This is a genomic window from Pseudomonas sp. QTF5 (assembly GCF_000512695.2).
In the GTDB taxonomy this organism is placed as follows: Bacteria; Pseudomonadota; Gammaproteobacteria; order Pseudomonadales; family Pseudomonadaceae; genus Aquipseudomonas.
Map to the genome: position 1 here is coordinate 25,985 of NZ_AZRW02000047.1, position 19,553 is coordinate 45,537.

At 57.7% G+C, this 19,553-nt stretch carries 21 protein-coding genes; 5 read left to right on the plus strand and 16 right to left on the minus strand.

The genetic code is table 11. The features are described 5' to 3' along the window. Positions 1-19: 19 nt before the first annotated feature. The 12 genes from tolB to IC37_RS25790 all read right to left on the minus strand — a co-directional run bounded on the left by tolB (position 20) and on the right by IC37_RS25790 (position 10,093). Positions 20-1,321, minus strand: coding sequence for a Tol-Pal system beta propeller repeat protein TolB (tolB, locus tag IC37_RS25735; RefSeq protein WP_030131833.1), 1,302 nt, complete (start codon positions 1,319-1,321; stop codon positions 20-22). Beyond that, positions 1,318-2,397 carry a cell envelope integrity protein TolA gene (gene tolA / locus IC37_RS25740; protein ID WP_030131832.1) on the minus strand — a complete coding sequence of 360 codons (1,080 nt, stop codon included), beginning with the start codon at positions 2,395-2,397 and terminating at the stop codon, positions 1,318-1,320. The genes tolB and tolA overlap by 4 nt, the downstream gene beginning before the upstream one ends. Beyond that, entirely contained in the window at positions 2,397-2,849 is a 453-nt protein-coding gene (tolR, locus tag IC37_RS25745) for a protein TolR (RefSeq protein ID WP_176466929.1), read from the minus strand. Before tolR ends, tolA begins: the two co-directional genes overlap by 1 nt. Before the next feature lie 23 nt (positions 2,850-2,872). Beyond that, a complete protein-coding gene (gene tolQ, locus IC37_RS25750; protein ID WP_007977321.1) occupies positions 2,873-3,568 on the minus strand; it encodes a protein TolQ in 696 nt (231 codons plus the stop codon). Next, a complete protein-coding gene (gene ybgC, locus IC37_RS25755; protein ID WP_030131830.1) occupies positions 3,558-4,025 on the minus strand; it encodes a tol-pal system-associated acyl-CoA thioesterase in 468 nt (155 codons plus the stop codon). Before ybgC ends, tolQ begins: the two co-directional genes overlap by 11 nt. A 127-nt stretch (positions 4,026-4,152) precedes the next feature. Next, positions 4,153-5,214, minus strand: coding sequence for a Holliday junction branch migration DNA helicase RuvB (ruvB, locus tag IC37_RS25760; RefSeq protein WP_030131829.1), 1,062 nt, complete (start codon positions 5,212-5,214; stop codon positions 4,153-4,155). Then, complete coding sequence (gene ruvA, locus IC37_RS25765) at positions 5,215-5,832, minus strand: Holliday junction branch migration protein RuvA (RefSeq protein ID WP_007897033.1); 618 nt, start codon at positions 5,830-5,832, stop codon at positions 5,215-5,217. It abuts the gene before it with no gap. Between the two features lie 115 nt (positions 5,833-5,947). Next, positions 5,948-6,472 (minus strand): crossover junction endodeoxyribonuclease RuvC, encoded by a 525-nt coding sequence (gene ruvC, locus IC37_RS25770; RefSeq protein ID WP_008147379.1) that lies wholly within the window; start codon positions 6,470-6,472, stop codon positions 5,948-5,950. Between the two features lie 158 nt (positions 6,473-6,630). Then, a complete protein-coding gene (locus IC37_RS25775) occupies positions 6,631-7,377 on the minus strand; it encodes a YebC/PmpR family DNA-binding transcriptional regulator (RefSeq protein ID WP_030131828.1) in 747 nt (248 codons plus the stop codon). 123 nt (positions 7,378-7,500) lie between these two features. Continuing rightward, positions 7,501-9,276, minus strand: coding sequence for an aspartate--tRNA ligase (gene aspS / locus IC37_RS25780; RefSeq protein WP_030131827.1), 1,776 nt, complete (start codon positions 9,274-9,276; stop codon positions 7,501-7,503). 122 nt (positions 9,277-9,398) lie between these two features. Then, positions 9,399-9,620, minus strand: a complete 222-nt coding sequence (locus IC37_RS25785) for an FmdB family zinc ribbon protein (protein ID WP_003209804.1) — start codon at positions 9,618-9,620, stop codon at positions 9,399-9,401. A gap of 134 nt (positions 9,621-9,754) precedes the next feature. Further along, positions 9,755-10,093: a ribbon-helix-helix domain-containing protein gene (locus IC37_RS25790; protein WP_030131826.1), complete on the minus strand. Its 339-nt coding sequence runs from the start codon at positions 10,091-10,093 to the stop codon at positions 9,755-9,757. Between the two features lie 463 nt (positions 10,094-10,556). Between IC37_RS25790 and IC37_RS30800 the strand changes: the two genes are divergently transcribed. Beyond that, on the plus strand, positions 10,557-11,159 hold the full coding sequence (locus IC37_RS30800) for a cold-shock protein (protein ID WP_030131825.1): 603 nt from the start codon (positions 10,557-10,559) through the stop codon (positions 11,157-11,159). 65 nt (positions 11,160-11,224) lie between these two features. Here the strand turns inward: IC37_RS30800 and IC37_RS25800 are convergent, their stop codons facing one another. Together IC37_RS25800 and IC37_RS25805 are read right to left on the minus strand one after the other, a co-directional pair. Beyond that, complete coding sequence (locus IC37_RS25800; RefSeq protein WP_007977339.1) at positions 11,225-11,431, minus strand: SlyX family protein; 207 nt, start codon at positions 11,429-11,431, stop codon at positions 11,225-11,227. 3 nt (positions 11,432-11,434) lie between these two features. Further along, positions 11,435-11,860, minus strand: a complete 426-nt coding sequence (locus IC37_RS25805) for an HIT domain-containing protein (protein WP_030131824.1) — start codon at positions 11,858-11,860, stop codon at positions 11,435-11,437. An 887-nt stretch (positions 11,861-12,747) separates the two neighbouring features. Between IC37_RS25805 and IC37_RS25810 the strand changes: the two genes are divergently transcribed. Beyond that, positions 12,748-14,076 carry an OprD family porin gene (locus tag IC37_RS25810; RefSeq protein ID WP_030131823.1) on the plus strand — a complete coding sequence of 443 codons (1,329 nt, stop codon included), beginning with the start codon at positions 12,748-12,750 and terminating at the stop codon, positions 14,074-14,076. Between the two features lie 144 nt (positions 14,077-14,220). On the opposite strand, the gene IC37_RS25815 is transcribed toward IC37_RS25810, so the two are convergent. Both IC37_RS25815 and IC37_RS25825 read right to left on the minus strand, forming a co-directional pair. Continuing rightward, the gene (locus IC37_RS25815) at positions 14,221-15,063 is read right to left on the minus strand and encodes a mechanosensitive ion channel family protein (protein WP_030131822.1); all 843 of its coding nucleotides are present in this window, start codon (positions 15,061-15,063) and stop codon (positions 14,221-14,223) included. Positions 15,064-15,263: 200 nt separating this feature from the next. After that, on the minus strand, positions 15,264-15,749 hold the full coding sequence (locus IC37_RS25825) for a YajQ family cyclic di-GMP-binding protein (RefSeq protein WP_007906601.1): 486 nt from the start codon (positions 15,747-15,749) through the stop codon (positions 15,264-15,266). A gap of 140 nt (positions 15,750-15,889) precedes the next feature. On the opposite strand from IC37_RS25825, the gene IC37_RS25830 reads away from it, so the two are divergent. From IC37_RS25830 to IC37_RS25840, 3 genes are read left to right on the plus strand one after another with little or no spacing between them, the layout of a single operon-like run. Beyond that, positions 15,890-16,807 carry a putative 2-dehydropantoate 2-reductase gene (locus IC37_RS25830; RefSeq protein WP_030131821.1) on the plus strand — a complete coding sequence of 306 codons (918 nt, stop codon included), beginning with the start codon at positions 15,890-15,892 and terminating at the stop codon, positions 16,805-16,807. A 45-nt stretch (positions 16,808-16,852) separates the two neighbouring features. Continuing rightward, complete coding sequence (locus tag IC37_RS25835) at positions 16,853-18,889, plus strand: HAMP domain-containing sensor histidine kinase (protein WP_030131820.1); 2,037 nt, start codon at positions 16,853-16,855, stop codon at positions 18,887-18,889. Positions 18,890-18,891: 2 nt separating this feature from the next. After that, complete coding sequence (locus tag IC37_RS25840) at positions 18,892-19,473, plus strand: cob(I)yrinic acid a,c-diamide adenosyltransferase (protein ID WP_030131819.1); 582 nt, start codon at positions 18,892-18,894, stop codon at positions 19,471-19,473. Positions 19,474-19,553 lie beyond the last annotated feature (80 nt).

A 19,553-nucleotide genomic window follows, 5' to 3' on the forward strand; every position in this document is an offset into this window, starting at 1 on the left:
TACAACGTGTAGCGCCGCGTCAGTTCAGGTAAGGGGACCAGGACGGTTCTCTGACTTCGCCTTGTGCGGTAGGAAGCGGGAGCCTCACGCGTCCATTAATGGACACGAGCATCAAGACTCCCCGGCCCTGCTGGCGGGTGGCGTAGATTACCATGGTGCCGTTGGGCGCAACAGTAGGCGACTCGTCCAGAGTGCTATCAGTGAGGATCTTTACACTACCGCGCTGCAAATCCTGGGCCGCCACCTTGAAATTGGTGAAGCCTTCCTGACGATGGATCATCACCAGGGTCTTTTCATCGGCCGACAGTTTAGGGTTGGCGTTGTAGTTACCGATGAAGGTCACACGCTCCGCACCACCACCGCTTGCGCTGGTTTTGTAGATCTGTGGCTTGCCGCCACGGTCGGAAGTGAAGTAAATGGTCGAACCATCTTTACCCCAGAACGGTTCGGTGTTGATGCCTTGACCGTTGGTGACGCGACTGATCTGACGCGAACCCAGGTTCATCACGTAAATGTCCGGGTTGCCGTCTTTCGACAGTACAAATGCCAGGCGCTGACCATCCGGCGACCATGCTGGCGCACCATTCAGGCCTTCGAAGTTGGTGATCTGCTCACGGCGACCGGTGTCGATGTTCTGCATGAAAATGCGCGGACGCTTCTGCTCGAACGAGACGTAGGCAATGCGCTTGCCATCCGGTGCAAAACGCGGCGACAGGATCGGCTCGCGCGATTGCAGCAGGGTCACGGCACGGGCGCCGTCATAGTCCGAACGTTGCAGCGTGTAGCGAGTGTTCTTCTCGGAGAACCGCTCGGCCGTCACGTACAGCAGACGAGTCGAGAACGCACCTTTGATACCGGTGAGTTTTTCGAACGACTGGTCGGAGATGTAGTGCGACATATCGCGCAATTGATCGACGCTGCCCGACACGCTGCCGGTCAGCACTTGCTGCTCGGTGGCGACGTTGAACAGTGCGTATTGAACCTGCAGGCGACCGCCCGCCGGAACAATGCTGCCGACCATGACGTACTGGGCACCCAGCGCCTTGAAGTCACGGAAGATGATTTCGCTGGCCTGGCTTGGCTGGCTGATCATGTTCTGTTTTGGAATCGGCGAGTAGTAACCCGAGTTGCGCAGGTCGTTACCGATGATTTCGGCCATGTCATCCGGCAGTACGCTGCCGCCCTGGTTGCCGAACGGAACGACTGCAATCGGGGTGGCCCGATCACTGCCGCTGGTGACCAGAATGTTTTTTTCATCGGCTGCCGCTATCCCTGCCAGGCAGCAGATAACGACAAGCATTCCTCGAAGAAGGTTTCTCACAAGGCTAGATCCTCAGGTGTGAATGTCATCTTGAATGAACGATAGGGAGCGAAATCGCTCGGCTTCATTCCTTGCATTTCTGTCAAACGTCCAATGTTCTTGACCGCCGCTACAGCGGAGGCGTCAAACGGACCATCGCCGCTGGACTTGGCCACGCCAACCGAAGTCACCGTACCATCCGGCAACATGCCGATTTGCAACACGACCGTCATGCCTTTGCGTGCCGAAGGTGGACGAGCCCAGCCTTCCGCTGCACGAGCACGAATCAGATCATCGTAACTGCCGGCGACTTCGTCACCCTGCTCATCGGCCAAGGCCTGCTGACGCTGCGGCGTGTCGGAAAGCAAATCTGCCAGGGCCTGGGCCTTTTTGTCTTCGGCGGATTTACGTGCCGCTTCCTGCGATTTTTTCTTCGCAGCATCGGCAGCAGCTTTCTTCTTCGCGTCTTCGGCGACTTTCTTCTTCGCCTCTTCAGCTTCAGATTTCTTCTTGGCGTCTTCGGCTGCTTTCTTCTTCGCGTCTTCGACGATCTTTTTCTTCGCTTCTTCAGCGGCCGCTTTCTTGGCCTCTTCTTCAGCAGCTTTCTTGGCTTCTTCTTCAGATTTCTTCTTGGCTATATCAGCCAATTGTTTCTCTTCGGCCTTTTTGGCTTCGGCGGTCTTCTTCGCTTCATCGGCTTTCTTGGCTTCATCAGCCTTTTTTGCCTCTTCCGCTTTCTTCGTCTCGTCGGCCTTCTTGGATTCTTCGGCCTTTTGAGCCGCATCTTCCTTCTTTTGTTCCGCGGCCTTGATCGCTTCCTGTTCGATCTTCTTCTGTTCCATCTGTTCGACTTCGGTCTGGCGCGCAGCGGATTTCTGCGCCTCACCCGCAATCTTCTGATTGGTCTGGGTGGTCGCCCGACTTTTCGATTTCAGTTGGTACAGGGTCGCCTGGACAATCGGCTTGGCCGGCGGCAATTCCGGTGTGAAGGCGAAACTGACGAACAGCATGCCGAACACCAGCACGTGCAAGACAATCGCCCAGACACTAGGCCAGAAGTAGCTTTCCGAGGCGGACGGCTCTCGCATTTGCTGCATCAGGGTGCCTCGGTAATCAAGCCAACATTACCGACCCCGGCTTTCTGCAACCCACCCATCGCGCCCATGACGGCGCCGTAATCGACGGTCTTGTCGCCGCGGATGAACACTTGGGTCCGCTTGCCGCCTTCAGTACCGGCGCGAACGATCTTGGTCACGGCGTCGGTCATTTGCGGCAAGGTCATGGCCTTGTCCTGCTGCTTATCGGTGTCGACTTCGCTGCCAAGGTTCCAGTAGTAGGTCTTGTCAGCCTTGATCGAAATGGTCAGGACCTGAGTGTTGTTGTCCTGCGGCAAGGCTTCGCTGGAAACCTTGGGCAGATCAACTTTCACGCCCTGATTGAGCATCGGTGCGGTCACCATGAAGATGACCAGCAGTACCAGCATCACGTCGATGTAAGGCACCACGTTCATCTCGGCAACCGGCTTGCGCTTTTTGCGAGCTCGAGCGATTAAAGCCATTGGAAATTACCTGCTTATTCTTCGCTGGTGTGCACTTTGCGGTGCAGGATCGCCTGGAATTCATCGGCGAAGGTGTAGTAACGGCCCAACAGGGTTTCGCTGCGGGCAGCAAAACGGTTGTACGCGATAACGGCCGGAATGGCGGCGAACAGACCGATCGCGGTAGCAATCAGTGCTTCGGCGATACCCGGGGCCACAGTGGCCAGGGTCGCTTGCTGGGCAGTTGCCAGACCACGGAAGGAGTTCATGATGCCCCAGACCGTACCGAACAGACCGATGTACGGGCTGACGGAACCGACGGTGGCGAGGAACGGCAGGCTCTGCTCGAGCTTTTCTTCTTCGCGGGAAATGGCCACGCGCATGGCACGGGCCACGCCTTCCATGACCGCTTCCGGATCAACGCCTGACTGCTGACGCAGACGGGAGAATTCCTTGAAACCGGCACGGAAGATCTGCTCGACGCCCGAATCCGGATCAGGGTTGCTGCCGGCCTGACGGTAGAGTTTGGATAGGTCGATACCCGACCAGAAGCGCTCTTCAAAGCTCTCCAGGGCACGTCGACCGGCGCGCAGCAAGTTGCTGCGCTGAAAGATCATGATCCATGAGGTTACCGATGCGGCTACCAGGGTCAGCATTACCAGTTGCACCACGATACTGGCATTGCTGACCAGGCTCCACATGGAGGAATGGTCGACGACGTTAGCTTCCACGCTTTATCTCCTGCGTTGAGTGTGTACCCGCGCCGCTCACGCCGGCAAAGGCCGCACGTAGAGCTTCGGGAATGGCCCGGGGTTTCAAACTGTTGGTGCGCACACAGGCCACCAGAAACTGCCCTTCGCAGAGCAGCACATTATCCGTAGCCCGCCTGACCTGCTGTTTGAAGCGCAGGCTGACCCGGTTCAATTCAATCACTTCAGCGCTTACCAGCAATTCGTCGTCCAGTCGCGCCGGCGCGTGGTAACGCGCTTCGCTGGAATGCACGACGAACAACAGGTCCTCCCCTGCCAGCGCCGACTGGGCAAAGCCCAGCTCCCGGAGCCGCTCGGTTCGAGCCCGTTCCATAAACTTGAGGTAATTGACGTAATACACGATGCCGCCCGCATCGGTGTCCTCGTAATAAACGCGACAACGATGTGTGAACGGCTCAAGCCCGTTTTGCGCGCGCATACTCTAGTGCTTACTCCTCAGGTTGCCAATCCGGCCAGGCAACTGTTTTTCATTGATTCGCGGCTTTCTGGCGAAAGTACGGTCCTGGGACAGCACAAACCCCGAATAAATCAGCGCGCAAAGGCTATTAATCGTCCACGGCATCGAGAAACTCGTCTACCACAGGCATCTCGCCTAATCGTGACGGGATGTTTAAACCGAAGTGCAGGTACGCATGCCGAGTGACCACCCGCCCCCGGGGAGTGCGCATGATGTAGCCCTGCTGGATCAAATACGGCTCCAGCACATCTTCAATGGTATGGCGCTCTTCGCTGATGGCGGCCGCCAGGTTATCGACCCCCACCGGCCCACCGTCGAACTTCTCGATCATGGTCAGCAGCAGGCGTCGGTCCTGATGGTCGAAGCCACGCTCATCGACATCCAGCAGGTTCAGCGCCAGGTCGGCGACCGGTTTGGTGATGTGGCCCTTGGCGCGAACTTCGGCGAAATCACGGACCCGGCGCAGCAAGCGGTTGGCGATTCGTGGCGTGCCACGGGCACGGCGGGCGATTTCGAAGGCACCTTCCGGGTCCAGTGGCAAACCGAGAATGTTCGCCGAACGGCTGACAATCGTTGCCAGGTCGGCGGTGCTGTAGAACTCCAGGCGCTGGACGATCCCGAAACGGTCGCGCAACGGGTTGGTCAGCATGCCGGCACGGGTGGTTGCTCCGACCAGGGTGAACGGCGGCAGATCGAGTTTGATCGAGCGCGCGGCCGGCCCTTCGCCGATCATGATGTCGAGCTGGAAGTCTTCCATGGCCGGGTACAGCACTTCTTCGACGATCGGCGACAACCGATGGATCTCGTCGATGAACAGCACGTCATGGGGTTCAAGGTTGGTCAGCAACGCCGCCAAGTCCCCCGGACGCTCGAGGACCGGCCCCGAGGTGCTTTTGATCGACACGCCCATTTCCTGGGCAATGATGTTGGCCAGAGTGGTTTTACCCAGGCCCGGAGGGCCGAAAATCAGGGTGTGATCCAGGGATTCATTGCGCCCTCGCGCAGCCTGGATGAACAACTCCATTTGCTCGCGAACGGCCGGCTGGCCAATGTATTCGGCCAGGCTGACAGGACGAATCGCCCGGTCCTGGACTTCCTCGCGGTCACGGGGACCACCCGTGGCGGCGATCAGACGATCAGCTTCAATCACTTAGATCATTCCCTTAAGGGCACGACGAATCATGTCTTCACTGCTCAAACCTTTCTCCTTGATCGCGGAAATCGCCTTGCTGGCCTCTTGCGGCTTGTAGCCCAGGGAAATCAGCGCGCTGACCGCGTCATTTTCGGCGGTGGCGACCGGAGCTGGCGCATCTGGCCCACCCGGCTGGTTTGGCACCAACGCGAACATCGCCGGCACGGTTTCCCACGCCTTGAAGCGGTCCTTGAGTTCCACCAGCAAACGCTCGGCCGTCTTCTTGCCCACTCCCGGCACCTTGGTCAGCGCCGAAGTGTCCTGGGACTGCACGCAACGAACCAGCTCGTCGACCTCCAGGCTCGACATCAAGGCCAGCGCCAGTTTCGGCCCCACACCATTGAGACGGATCAACTCGCGAAAAAAGTCTCGCTCGCGCTTGCCAAAGAAGCCATAGAGTAACTGCGCGTCTTCGCGTACGACCAAATGGGTGTGCAAGGTCAGCGGTTCACCGACCGACGGCAAGCGATAAAGCGTGGTCATGGGCACTTCCAGCTCATAGCCCAGACCATTTACATCCAGAATCAGGTGCGGCGGCTGTTTCTCAGCCAAAGTGCCGCGCAAGCGTCCAATCACGTTTCAGATCCTTGAGCCTTGGCCAGATCAGTGCTGGCGACTGACAGAACAAGGGTTTTGCGCCGACAACACAGGCGCAAAACCCTCATTCCATAAAAAATGATTGCTGATGCTATCAGAGACGCAGGCGCCCGCCACGACTGCGTGCCGTGCCCAGACCATGAGGCAACAGGCTGGAACGGGTGTGAGCGTGACAAATCGCGATGGCCAGGGCATCCGAAGCATCGATTTGCGGCTTGCTGGTCAATTTCAGCATGTGCATGACCATCATCTGAACTTGTTCTTTGTTCGCCGCGCCGGTGCCGGTCACCGCCTGTTTGACCTGGGTCGCGGTGTATTCGGCGATTTCCAGGCTTTCCTCGGCACCGGCCACGATGGCTGCGCCGCGGGCCTGACCGAGTTTGAGGGCGGAATCGGCATTGCGGGCCATGAAGACTTTTTCGATGCCCATGGTCACCGGGCCGTAGGTCTGGATCACTTCACGCACGCCACGATAGACGATTTGCAGGCGCTCATGCAGCTCGCCGGAGCCGGTGCGAATGCAGCCCGACGCCACGTACACGCAGCCACGCCCGGTATCACGTACCACGCCATAACCGGTGATACGCGAACCAGGGTCGATTCCAAGAATTAAAGTCATAACGCCTGCGGGTTAAGTAAAAGCACGATGTTCAATACAACGAATAACAAATGTGGGAGCGGGCTTGCTCGCGAATACGGTTTCACATTCAGCAACTATGTTGCCTAAAAATCCGCATTCGCGAGCAAGCCCGCTCCCACATTGAATATTAGTTGCCCTTAACCGAGCTGTGCGGCCACCGACTCCGGAATGTCGGCATTGGAATAAACGTTCTGCACGTCATCCAGGTCTTCAAGCATGTCGATCAGCTTCAGAACCTTCTCGGCGCCTTCCAGGTCCAGTTCGGCACTGGTGGTCGGCAACATCACGATTTCCGCGTCATCGCCCTTGAAGCCTGCGGCCTCCAAAGCGTTGCGCACGGAATAGAAGCCGGCGAACGAGGTGAACACGTCGATCGAACCGTCTTCGTGGGTCACCACGTCATCGGCATCGGCCTCCATGGCGGCCTCCATCAGCGCATCTTCATCAACGCCTGGCGCGAAGGAAATCTGTCCCTTGCGCTCGAACAGATAAGCCACCGAACCGTCGGTGCCAAGGTTGCCGCCGCACTTGCTGAACGCATGGCGAACAGCCGCTGCGGTGCGGTTGCGGTTGTCGGTCATGCATTCGACCATCACCGCCACACCGCCCGGGCCGTAACCTTCGTAGGTCAGCTCGACCATGTCGTCGGTATCGGCGGCGCCGGCACCACGGGCAACCGCGCGGTCGATGATGTCGCGGCTCATGTTCGCACCCAGCGCTTTATCCAGCGCCAGACGCAAACGCGGGTTGGAGCCTGGTTCCGCGCCGCCCTGACGAGCAGCAACCGTCAGTTCACGAATCCACTTGGTGAAAATCTTGCCCTTCTTGGCATCCTGACGTTCTTTGCGGTGCTTGATGTTCGCCCACTTGGAATGACCCGCCATAACTCGCTCCGAATTATCTTTGAAACATTGCCCGCCACGCCATGACACGCCAGCCAGCAAATAAAAATCTCGACCATTCTATAAAGAAAGGGCGCATCCGAAGATGCGCCCTTCTGGTCAGCCTTACTCAGCTTTAGGTGTTTCGCGCAGACGAATGTGCAGTTCGCGCAATGCCTTGGCATCCACCTGACCCGGCGCCTGAGTCATGACATCCGCCGCGCTCTGGGTTTTCGGGAAGGCGATCACTTCACGGATAGACTGGGCGCCGGTCATCAGCATCACCAGACGATCCAGACCAAAGGCCAGACCACCGTGTGGCGGTGCACCGTACTTCAGTGCATCGAGCAGGAAGCCGAACTTCTCTTCCTGTTCCGCTTCGTTGATACCCAACAGGCGGAACACTGTCTGCTGCATTTCCTTACGGTGGATACGGATCGAACCGCCACCCAGCTCGGTGCCGTTCAGTACCATGTCGTAGGCACGGGACAGAGCCGTCGCCGGGTTGGCTTCGAGTTCTTCCGGAGTGCACTTCGGTGCGGTGAACGGGTGGTGCAACGCGCTGAAGCTACCGTCGTCGTTTTCTTCGAACATCGGGAAGTCGACGACCCACATTGGCGCCCACTTGCAGGTCAGCAGCTCCAGGTCGTGGCCGAGCTTGATCCGCAGAGCCCCCAGGGCTTCGCTGACGATCTTCGATTTATCAGCGCCGAAGAACACGATGTCGCCATCGACTGCACCCACGCGATCGAGGATCACGTTGAGGTTGGCCTCAGGGATGTTCTTGACGATCGGCGATTGCAGACCTTCAACGCCTTTGGCGCGCTCGTTGACCTTGATGTACGCCAGGCCCTTGGCACCGTAGATGCCGACAAACTTGGTGTAGTCGTCGATTTGTTTGCGCGGCATGCTCGCCGCGCCTGGAACGCGCAAGGCGGCGATGCGGCATTTCGGGTCATTGGCCGGGCCGCTGAACACCTTGAAGTCGACTTCTTTCAGTTGGTCGGCAACGTCCACCAGTTCCAGCGGGTTACGCAGGTCCGGCTTGTCGGAACCGTAACGACGCATGGCCTCTTCGAAGGTCATGTGCGGGAAGTCGCCGAATTCCAGATCCAGCACTTCCTTGAACAGGTTGCGGATCATCTGTTCGGTGATGCCCATGATCTCTTTTTCATCGAGGAAGCTGGTCTCGATGTCGATCTGGGTGAATTCCGGCTGACGGTCGGCGCGCAGGTCTTCGTCGCGGAAGCACTTGGCGATCTGGTAGTAACGGTCGAAGCCGGCGACCATCAGCAGCTGCTTGAACAGCTGTGGCGATTGCGGCAAGGCGAAGAAGCTACCTGCGTGAGTACGGCTCGGCACCAGGTAGTCGCGAGCGCCTTCTGGCGTGGCGCGGGTCAGAATCGGCGTCTCGACATCGAGGAAGCCGTTCTCGTCCAGGAAGCGACGGATGCTGGTGGTCATGCGCGAACGCAGACGCAGCTTCTCGAGCATTTCCGGGCGACGCAGGTCGAGGAAGCGATAACGCAGGCGGGTTTCTTCGCCGACGTCGGAGAACTCGTTGAGCGGGAACGGCGGGGTTTCCGCTTCGTTCAGCACTTCAAGCTCGTAGCCCAGCACTTCGATCATGCCCGACGCCATGTTGGCGTTGGTGGCACCGGCCGGACGCAGGCGGACCTTGCCGGTGATCTTGACCACGTATTCGCTGCGCACGCGATCGGCGGCGGCGAAGGATTCAGCGCGGTCCGGGTCGAACACCACCTGGGCCAGACCGTCACGATCACGGATATCGAGGAAAATCACCCCACCGTGGTCACGGCGACGGTGAACCCATCCGCAAAGGGTAATTTCCTGGCCTTCCAGGCTTTCGTTCAGTTGGCCGCAATAATGGCTGCGCATCATGGTAGTGGTTTCACTTCTCGTAATTCGAAATTCGGTTGGAGGCCTTGCCGCCCCCCCGCACTTAAGTAAGGTGCCGGATGATGCAAGAACTCGCGCGTGTCATTCAGCCCGGGCGCTAGACCCTAGTCAGCTTTGTCGCCACCGGCCAGATTTTTCTTGGAACCGGTCTTGAAGTCGGTTTCGTACCAGCCGTTGCCGCTGAGGCGGAAGCCCGGCATGGACAACATCTTTTTAAGCTCTGGCGCCTGGCAGGCAGGGCAGTCGACCAGCGGTGCTGCGCTGATCTTTTGAATGGCTTCCAACTGATGACCACAGGAAGCACATTGATAGTCGTACATCGGCATGGGGGGTTGTCTCGGCGATCAGATTGCTACCGCGCATGCTGAGCTTTGCGGCAAAGGGCGGGATTATAGCCATTAAATGCGGCCTGTGCAGCCGTAAGACTGCACAGACCGACACTCGACACGATCAACCTCCGCTAAGCCACGATGAGGCAACCTCCCTCCTTCAGGCTGTGCACGACACAGACAACCCGCACCAGCCCGGTGAAGTTCTTCACCCCGCCATGACGCAAATGCACTTCGCGATCCACGTGGGACAGCAGCGCACTGACCGAGCAGCAATTGACCTTGGCCATATCACCCAAAATATCCCAGTAGACCTGTTCAAGCCGCAAACAAGTCGCAAAGCCATTCAAACGCACTGACCGGGATAATGGCTGGGCCAGGCCCATATCGAATTCGCTGACTAATGAGTCAATCCTTACATCCCTGAGCGGACCGACCCTCCCCTCGCTTCGCCTGTCTTGATAAACCATAGCGTTGACACTCCTTTGCCATCCTTGCTGCTTATAAGAGTCATATTCCGTTTCCTTATAAAAGCGCAGGCGCACAGGCATATCCAGATGACTTTTTGACCATCCACGTAGGATAAGCCAACAACGGAGGGGAGATCATGGAGCACGTCCTAGGCCGGACGGTTTCCTACAAAAACTGACGCAACATCACTCACTGAAAAGGTAAAAGATCCGAGGAACACAGCGCCCGAACAACACTCAGCAAGCGTCATCCGCATTCCGGCCAGTAAAAGCGCCGCTGGACCGCCTGATTTGAGTAGCCGCGGGCTTTGCTGTTAAATAGGCAGTGTGTCGCTACCGCCTATTTTCCGGGGGTTGCGCATAGGCTGATAGCGGGTACGTGTCCAACGCCTCTTATTGTTCTGAAGCGAACCGAACTCCATCAGCTCTTCCTTGTGATCCGTCTTAACGTGAGTTAATCAAAATGTTGAAAATCGTCCACCTGCTAATGGGCGCAGCAGCCCTGCTGCTGTCCTTCATCCCTAGCCTGCGATCCGAAGCGGTACCTTACCTGCAACAACCCGATGCGCTGTACCTGGCCTTTTTCGGCCTGCTCAACCTCACCCTTGCCCCTGTTATCCCTTACTGGAACAAAGGCCCGCGTCATCAACTGCAAAACCTGGTCAGCGCCTTGCTGGTTCTGGCTGTAGTACTGCAAACACTGACATTGTTCGCCCCGATGCCTGTCATCGCCGGTCAACCTGCTGTTCTGTTCAGTCTGGTCGTTGCCCTGATCGCCGTACTTTTGCACCTGGCCGTCAGCTTCTACAAATCTTCACCGGCCGCCGCCTCGCCAAGCTATGACATGAGCAACCGCGATACCGGCACCGTCAAGTGGTTCAATACCTCCAAAGGCTTCGGCTTTATCTCCCGTGATTCCGGCGATGATATTTTCGTGCACTTCCGGGCGATTCGCGGCGAAGGCCACCGTGTTCTGGTCGAAGGCCAGCGCGTGGAGTTCTCTGTCATGAACCGTGACAAAGGCCTGCAAGCCGAGGATGTGATCGCCGCCCTGCCGCGTCGCTGACTCCAAGGCTAAAAAAAAACCGCGAACAGCCCAGGCTGTTCGCGGTTTTTTATGGCCTGCCTTTTTCAGTAATGCGGCGGTGGAGCCTCTTCTTCGAAGGACTCGAACTGACCGACCATTTCCTCCTGCCGCTTGAGCAGCGCAGCCATTTGCAGTTGCAGGCGCTCGACCACCCGCTGCTGCGCCACCAGTACATCATTCAATGCCTGGATGGTGTCATCCTGAAACGCCAGCCGGCTTTCCAGATCGGTAACGCGCTCTTCCAGGCTCATGACTCAACCCTCCAGAAACGTAAAATCATCGGTCAATACCAGACGCAGCCGTTCGCGAATCGTCGCGATCTGCTCTGGACTGTATGGCTTGGACTGCTGCTTGCCCCAGACCGGGGCTGGCCAGGCGGCGTCCTCACGCTTGCGCACAATTACATGCATGTGCAACTGACTGACGACATTGCCCAGGGCCGCGACGTTCAGCTTGTCCGCGTCGAACGAGTCCTTGAGCATTTCCGCCAGCGCGGTTGTTTCCTGCCACAGCTGCTGTTGATCTGCGACATCTAACTGAAATATTTCACTGATATCCTCGCGGCGGGGCACGAGGATGAACCAGGGGTAGTTCGAATCATTGGACAACAGCAACCGGCAGAGCGGGAAATCGCCGATCGGCAACGTGTCTTGTTGAAGTCGTGGATCTAAAGCGAACACAGTGCACACTCCCGTCTGGTCATCTTTTTCAGCTTAGCGCCCATACCGAAAAACGGCGCACCAAGCGACAGGACGGCAGCATACCTGCGAACGCCGCGCGCTTCACGATGAACTGTCGACGCCATCGCCCCTCTATGAGACATTTTGAAGCAGGACGCACCACAACAGCACCAACCGCTACACAAAAGATACCGAGATGACCGAAAAACAAGGCGCCGTTCGGATTCATCACAAAGCGACACTGTGTGAATTCGGTACAGCCATTGAAATTTTTTGCACCAAAACCGCACAACGCGTCTACGCTCAGTGCGTCAGCATCCGCCAACTACTCACTGATGGGGTGAACCGGTAACGTTTTTTATTGTCGCCCCCACTGGTTTTAAGTGGCAACCACGATGCATAGCATGGCGTCAAGCCTGTACAAAAGGAGCTTGAAGCCCCCGGTTTTATGAGGTTTTTACAGCGACAGACAGGTCTTCAGAAAAAAAACCGCTATGAAATTCTGATTTGTGCACGTTTGTTGCATTCACACCCATATGGGCTATAAGGATCCGCTGGAAGTGGACCCCTTGAGGCCAATAAAAACAGTGGCAGGGTTGCCCGATGGAGATTCAAGTGCAGGACAAGGGACTCTTTTTTACCGATGTTCAAGCCCTGAAAAACAACACTGAAGTTGCCAGTGCGATTGCGTCGGGACTGTGAATTTGCGACATCTACCCAGCCATACGCGACAGGGTCGTAAAGAAGCTGAAAGGTTAGATACGCAAGTATCGCCAACATTGTCGGCGTGATATAAGTTTGCGCCGACACAAAAAGAAAGAGCCGCCCAGATAATAAAACAGGTGGGACGGCAGTAACTCTTCTAAAAACCAAAGGAGCAAATCACGATGCGCGTGATGAAGTGGAGCATGATCGCACTGGCAGTTGCAGCAGCAGCCAGTACTCAAATGGCTACGGCCGCACCTTTCGTAAGTGACCAGGCTGAAGCCAAAGGTTTTGTTGAAGACGCCAAGTTCGACTTGCTGCTTCGCAACTATTACTTCAACCGCGACCGCAGAGACGGCGCAAGCGACCAGAAAGACTGGACACAGGGCATCTGGGGCAACTTTAGCTCCGGTTACACCCAAGGAACCGTAGGCGTCGGCGTTGATGCATTCGGTTATCTGGGGATCAAACTGGACGGTGGCGACGGCACAACTGGTTCGGGTAACCTGAGCCGCGACTCCCAAGGCCGCAACCACGACGACTTCGGCAAAGCCGGTGCCGCCGTTAAAGTTCGCGTCTCCAAAACTGAACTGAAGTTCGGCGAGATGCAGCCAAGCACCTCTCCAGTATTCGCTATCGGCGGTTCCCGTCTGGTGCCTCAAACCGCTACCGGTTTCCAACTGCAGAGCAGCGAAATCAAGAACCTGGACCTGGAAGCCGGTCACTTCTACTCGGCCTCCAGCCAGGATGAGATGAACAGCGATGGCGAACTGTGGGCGAACTACGCCGGCGTTACCGCTGACAGCGCAGACTATGCTGGCGGCAAGTACGCATTCACCGACAACCTCAGCGCATCGTTGTACGGCGCCCAGCTGGAAGACATCTGGAACCAGTACTACGCGAACCTGAACTACACCATCCCAATGGGTAGCGATCAGTCGATTAACCTGGACGGTAACATCTACAACACCCAAGATACCGGTTCCGCCAAAGCAGGCGAGATCAGCAACACCACGTTCTCGCTGGCTGCTGCTTACTCGTTCCTGAAAGCACACACCGTTACCGTGGCCTTCCAGAAAGTTAACGGCGACGTCCCGTTCGACTACATCGGCGTGGGTGACAACAACCGCGGCGGCGACTCGATCTTCCTCGCCAACTCCATCCAGTACTCTGACTTCAACGGCCCTAACGAGAAGTCTGCCCAGGTTCGTTATGACCTGAAAATGGCTGAGTACGGCGTTCCAGGTCTGAGCTTCATGACCCGTTACGTAAAAGGTTGGGACATCGACGGCAGCAACACTCCAACGGGCAGTGCTTACGCCGGTCTGTACGGTGAAGATGGCAAGCACAACGAAACCAACCTGGAAGCCAAGTACGTTGTTCAGTCTGGCCCGGCAAAAGATCTTTCCTTCCGCGCTCGTCAAGCATGGCACTTCGCTAATGGCGACCAAGGCGAAGGCGATATCAAAGAGTTCCGTCTGATCGTCGACTACCCGCTGTCGATTTTGTAATTGTCGTTAGCTAGTTCGCGGTAATCAAAAAAAGGCCCATCTTCGGATGGGCCTTTTTTATTGACTACAGCAATGTGTTTAACAAATCGGGCTCTTGCAAAACAAGTCTGACCGAAAGGTCAAACATAATCGAAAGACCGATCCTTACACCGTTGCCGATTCCTGAACCACTCGAATAACCCGCTGCGGAAACGGAATATCGATTCCTGCTGCTTTCAAACGATCACGGGCGTGCTCGTTAAACATGAACAGCACATTCCAGTAATCAGCGGTCTTGACCCACACTCGCAGCGAAACAGTGATCGAGCTTTCGCCCAGCATGGAAATGACCGCTTCCGGTGCCGGGTCAGTCAACACCCGCTCATCCCTGGCCAGTTCCAGCAACACTTCACGGGCCTTTTGCAGATCCGCGTGGCAATCCACACCGACATCAAACACTACTTTACGTGTCGTTTGACGGTTGGTGTTAGTGATGATGCCGTTCGACAGATTACCGTTAGGCACGATGATGGTTTTGTTATCGCCGGTGCGCAGTACGGTATGGAAGATCTGGATACTGTCGACAGTACCCGCCACACCTTGGGCTTCGATCCAGTCACCGATGCGGAACGGACGGAACAACAGAATCAGCACGCCGCCGGCGAAGTTCGCCAGGCTGCCCTGCAAGGCCAGACCGATGGCCAGGCCGGCCGCACCGATAGCCGCGACAAACGAGGTGGTTTCTACACCGATCATCGATGCCACGCTGACGATCAGCAGAACCTTGAGGATGATGTTCGCCAGGCTGCTGATGAAGCCTTGCAGCGCCAGGTCGGCGTTACGCAGCGCGATCAGGCCGCCGAGTTTTTGCGTGACTTTGTTGATCAGCCACCAGCCGATGGCCAGGGTGATCACCGCCAATAGCACGCGGCTGCCGTATTCCATAATCATCGGAATCCAGGCTTGAGACACCTTGACCAGGTTGTCCACTTCAGCATTCAAATCCATCTTCTTTCTCCTGATTTCCGGCTACCCGGCACGCAAAAAATGAGCGGCAGAAAGACCCGCCGGGTTAAGCACAATAAGGGTGGGAGCGGCGGTGCGACGATTCGACTTGCTCGCGAAAGCGGTGTGTCATTCAACAGTGATGTCGACTGATACGCCCTCTTCGCGAGCAAGCCCGCTCCCACAGGTTCCCGCTTGAAAAGTCAGTCGCGGAAGTTATTGAACTGCAGCGGCATGTCGAACGTCTTCGCGCGCAGGGCTGCAATCGCCTCCTGCAAATCGTCACGCTTCTTGCCGGTGATGCGCACTTGCTCGCCCTGAATGGCGGCCTGGACCTTGAGCTTGGCGTCTTTGACGTGAGCGACGATTTTCTTCGCCAGCTCTTTGTCGATGCCTTCCTTGAGGACTGCTTCCTGCTTCATCAATTTGCCCGACGCGTAGGCATCCTTGACCTCAAGGCACTGCACGTCGATCTTGCGCTTGACCAGGGCCAGCTTGAGGATCTCGATCATCGCCTCGAGCTGGAAATCGGCTTCCGCGGTCAGGTTGACGGTCAGGTCCTTCTCCTTGAACTCGAAGGTGCCTTTGCCTTTCAGGTCATAGCGACGATCGAGTTCCTTGACGGCGTTCTCGACCGCGTTGGTGACTTCGTGTTTGTCCAGTTCGGATACCACGTCGAACGACGGCATGTAATCTCTCCAGTAAAAAGGCGCGCTCGATAACGATGGAGCGCGCTTGGCTTGCGGTTAAAATCGGGCTCATTATAACGGGTCTTTTCCAACCGATACTGCGAGCCTCACATGCCAGCGACAAACCGAGCAAAAAACTGATGTCCACCCCTTGGCATGTTTTGGGCGGCGGGAGTCTCGGCACCCTTTGGGCCACACGTCTGGCGCGGGCCGATGTGCCGGTCAGGCTGATCGTGCGGGACGCGGCGCGCTTGCAGGCCTATCAGGCGACGGGCGGGCTGACGCTCGTGGAACACAGCGAAGCGAAAACCTATGCCGTGCCCGCGCAAACGGCTGACAGCGACGAGCCCATCAGCCGTTTGCTGGTGGCCTGCAAAGCCTATGACGCCGAAGAAGCCGTGGTCCGGCTAGCGCACCGTCTGACACCCGACGCCGAACTGATCCTGTTGCAGAACGGCCTTGGCAGTCAGGACGCAGTTGCCGCACAGGTGCCTCAGGCGCGCTGCATCTTCGCCTCCAGCACCGAAGGCGCGTTTCGCGATGGCGACTGGCGTGTGGTGTTCGCGGGTCATGGCTACACCTGGCTGGGGGATGCCGGCCACCCGGTGGCACCGATCTGGCTGGAGGACTTGAGCGCCGCCGGCATTCCCCATGAGTGGAGCACCGACATCCTCACAAGGCTGTGGCGAAAACTGGCACTCAATTGTGCGATCAACCCGCTGACCGTGCTGCACGAATGCCGCAACGGCGGTTTGCAGCAACATCATTGCGAAGTCGCCACCCTGTGCGCCGAGCTCACCGAGCTGCTGGAGCGCTGCGGCCAGCCGGCAGCGGCGCAAAACCTCCAGGAGGAAGTCGAACGGGTGATCCAGGCCACTGCCGCCAATTTCTCCTCGATGTATCAGGACGTCGCGAATCAGCGCCGCACCGAAATCAGCTACCTGTTGGGTCATGCCTGCAAAGTCGCGTCGCGGCATCAGTTAAACCTGCCCCACCTCAATCAATTGCAGCAGCGCTTGATCGCCCATCTGCACAGCCTTGGATTGCCCAGCGACTGAGCAGCGGCTACGCTGGCCACTTGTTCCTTTGCAGCGATGAACCTGATGCCATTGCGCCAGCGCCTTGAAAACCTTCCAGTCGGCCAGAAATTGCTGGCCGCCCTGCTGGTGCTGTTGACCACCGTTTTGCTGGTCGCCAACCTGACCTTTATCAGCGCCGCCTATTACATATCCCAGGAAAGCATGGCCCCCCAGGCCCTGCAGACCATCGGCCGACTGATATCCAACCCGAGCCTGATCTCCGAAGCCCTCAAGTCGCCGCAAACCGCCGAACGCCTGCTCAACGAACTCAACAGCTATACACCGCTGCGCGCGGCAGCCCTCTATGACGGTAAAGGTGTGCTTTTGGCGCAGTTGCAGCAGGGAGACAAGCTGAACCTGCCGGAGCACTTCCGGCACCTCGACGCCTGGCAAGCCACGGAGTTTCGCAGCAATCAAGTGATCACCCTGCCCCGCCCCGGCACCGCGCCGGGGCATTTGCTGCTGGTGGCCAGCAGCGAATTGCCGATGGCGTTCTACACCGGGACCCTGACCGCCAGCCTGGGGATTCTCATCTTCAGCGTGCTGTTGTGGCTGGTGATCGCCCGGCAGATCAAACGCCTGATTACCCGGCCGATCCATCAGCTCGAAGAGTTGTCCCGGCAAGTCACCCGGGAAGAGAACTACGCCCTGCGCGCCTCCCGTGGCAACCACGATGAAATCGGCAGCCTCGCCGAAGCGTTTAACACCATGCTCTCGCGCATCGAAGCCCGGGAGCAGCAGCTCAAACGCGCCCGCGACGATTCCCAGGCTGCTTACGACCAGGCCCAGGGGCTGGCCGAAGAAACCCGCCACACCAACCGCAAGCTGGAACTGGAAGTTCAGGTGCGCAGCAAGATCGAGAAGAAACTCACTGGCTTTCAGAACTACCTCAACAGCATCATCGACTCCATGCCGTCGGCACTGATCGCCCTCGACGAGCAGCTCTACGTGACCCAGTGGAATCAGGAGGCAAGCGCCCTGTCCGGCACGCGTCTCGACGAAGCTTTGAACCAGCCGATCTTTCTTGCCTTCGAACCGCTCAAACCGTTTCTGCCGCAGCTCAGGCAAACCGTCGAGCAGCACACCGTGGCGAAGATCGAACGCGTTACCTGGCTCAAGGACGATGAATCCAAGCATTACGCCCTGACGTTCTACCCGTTGATGGGCGGGGCCGGGCGCGGCGTGGTGATCCGGATCGACGACATCACTCAGCGTCTGTCCCTGGAAGAGATGATGGTGCAGTCGGAAAAAATGCTCTCGGTCGGTGGCCTCGCCGCCGGCATGGCCCACGAGATCAATAATCCGCTGGGCGCGATTCTGCACAACGTGCAGAACATTCGTCGGCGCCTGTCACCCGATCTGCCGAAAAACCTCGAACAAGCGGAGCAACTCGGCATCGAGCTGGAAATGGTTAACCAGTACCTGCAAGCTCGCGAAGTGCCACAGTTACTCGACGGCATTCAACAGGCCGGTGCGCGGGCAGCGAAGATCGTGACACACATGCTCAGTTTCAGCCGCCGCAGCACCCGGCAAATGGCCCCGTGCGATTTGCCGGCGTTGATCGATCAAGCGGTGGAAATTGCCGGCAACGACTTCGACCTGGCCATTGGCTTCGACTTCAAGGGTCAGGCAATCATTCGCCAGTTCGATCCGGCACTGGGCCCGGTGCCCGGCACCGCCAACGAACTGGAACAAGTACTGCTCAACCTGTTGAAAAACGCTGCGCAAGCCATTCATCAGCGTACCGACGACCGCGAGCCGGGACGGATCATTCTGCGTACGAAACTGAACCCGCCGTGGGCAGAAATTCAGGTCGAGGACAACGGCATCGGCATGAGCGAGAACGTGCGCAAACGCACGTTCGAGCCGTTCTTCACCACCAAGGAAATCGGCCAGGGCACCGGCCTTGGGCTCTCGGTTTCGTATTTCATCATCACCAACAACCACAAGGGCCAGATGGAAGTGCAATCGACGCCGGGCCAAGGCACCTGTTTCACCTTGCGCCTACCGTTGTCGGGCACTCTGGTGGTCTCTCAAGAACTCAATCAGCTGTCGAGGTAACCATGGGCTTTCGCTTGTCGAAGATTTACACCCGCACTGGCGACAAAGGCGAAACCGGGCTCGGCGATGGCCGTCGGGTGCCCAAGGACCATCCGCGAATCGAGGCCATTGGTGAAGTCGATACGCTGAACAGCCAGGTGGGTGTGCTGTTGGCCGGGTTGGCGGCGCAAAGTGATACGTATCCGGGGTTGAACGAAGTGATCGAGGTGTTGGCGCCCTGCCAGCACCGGTTGTTCGACCTCGGTGGCGAACTGGCGATGCCGGTGTATCAGACACTGAACACGGCAGAAATCGAGCGACTGGAAGCAGCGATCGATGTGTGGAATGAAGAGTTGGGGCCACTGGAGAATTTCATTCTGCCCGGCGGTTCGGCGCTGATCGCCCAGGCTCACGTATGCCGCTGTCTGGCGCGCAGTGCAGAGCGGCGGTGTCAGCAGTTGAATGCGATCGAGCCGTTGGCCGGGGTTGGGCTGGCGTATATCAATCGGTTATCGGATTTGTTGTTTGTGGTGGCGAGGTTGATTGCCAAGCGTCAGGGGGTTGCCGAGATTTTGTGGCAGCCGGCGGCCAAGCCCGGGGTTTAGTCAGGAAGACATTTTTCGTCTGACTAGCAGCCTTCGCGAGCAAGCCCGCTCCCACATCTATGGTTACCCCCTTTTCTGCA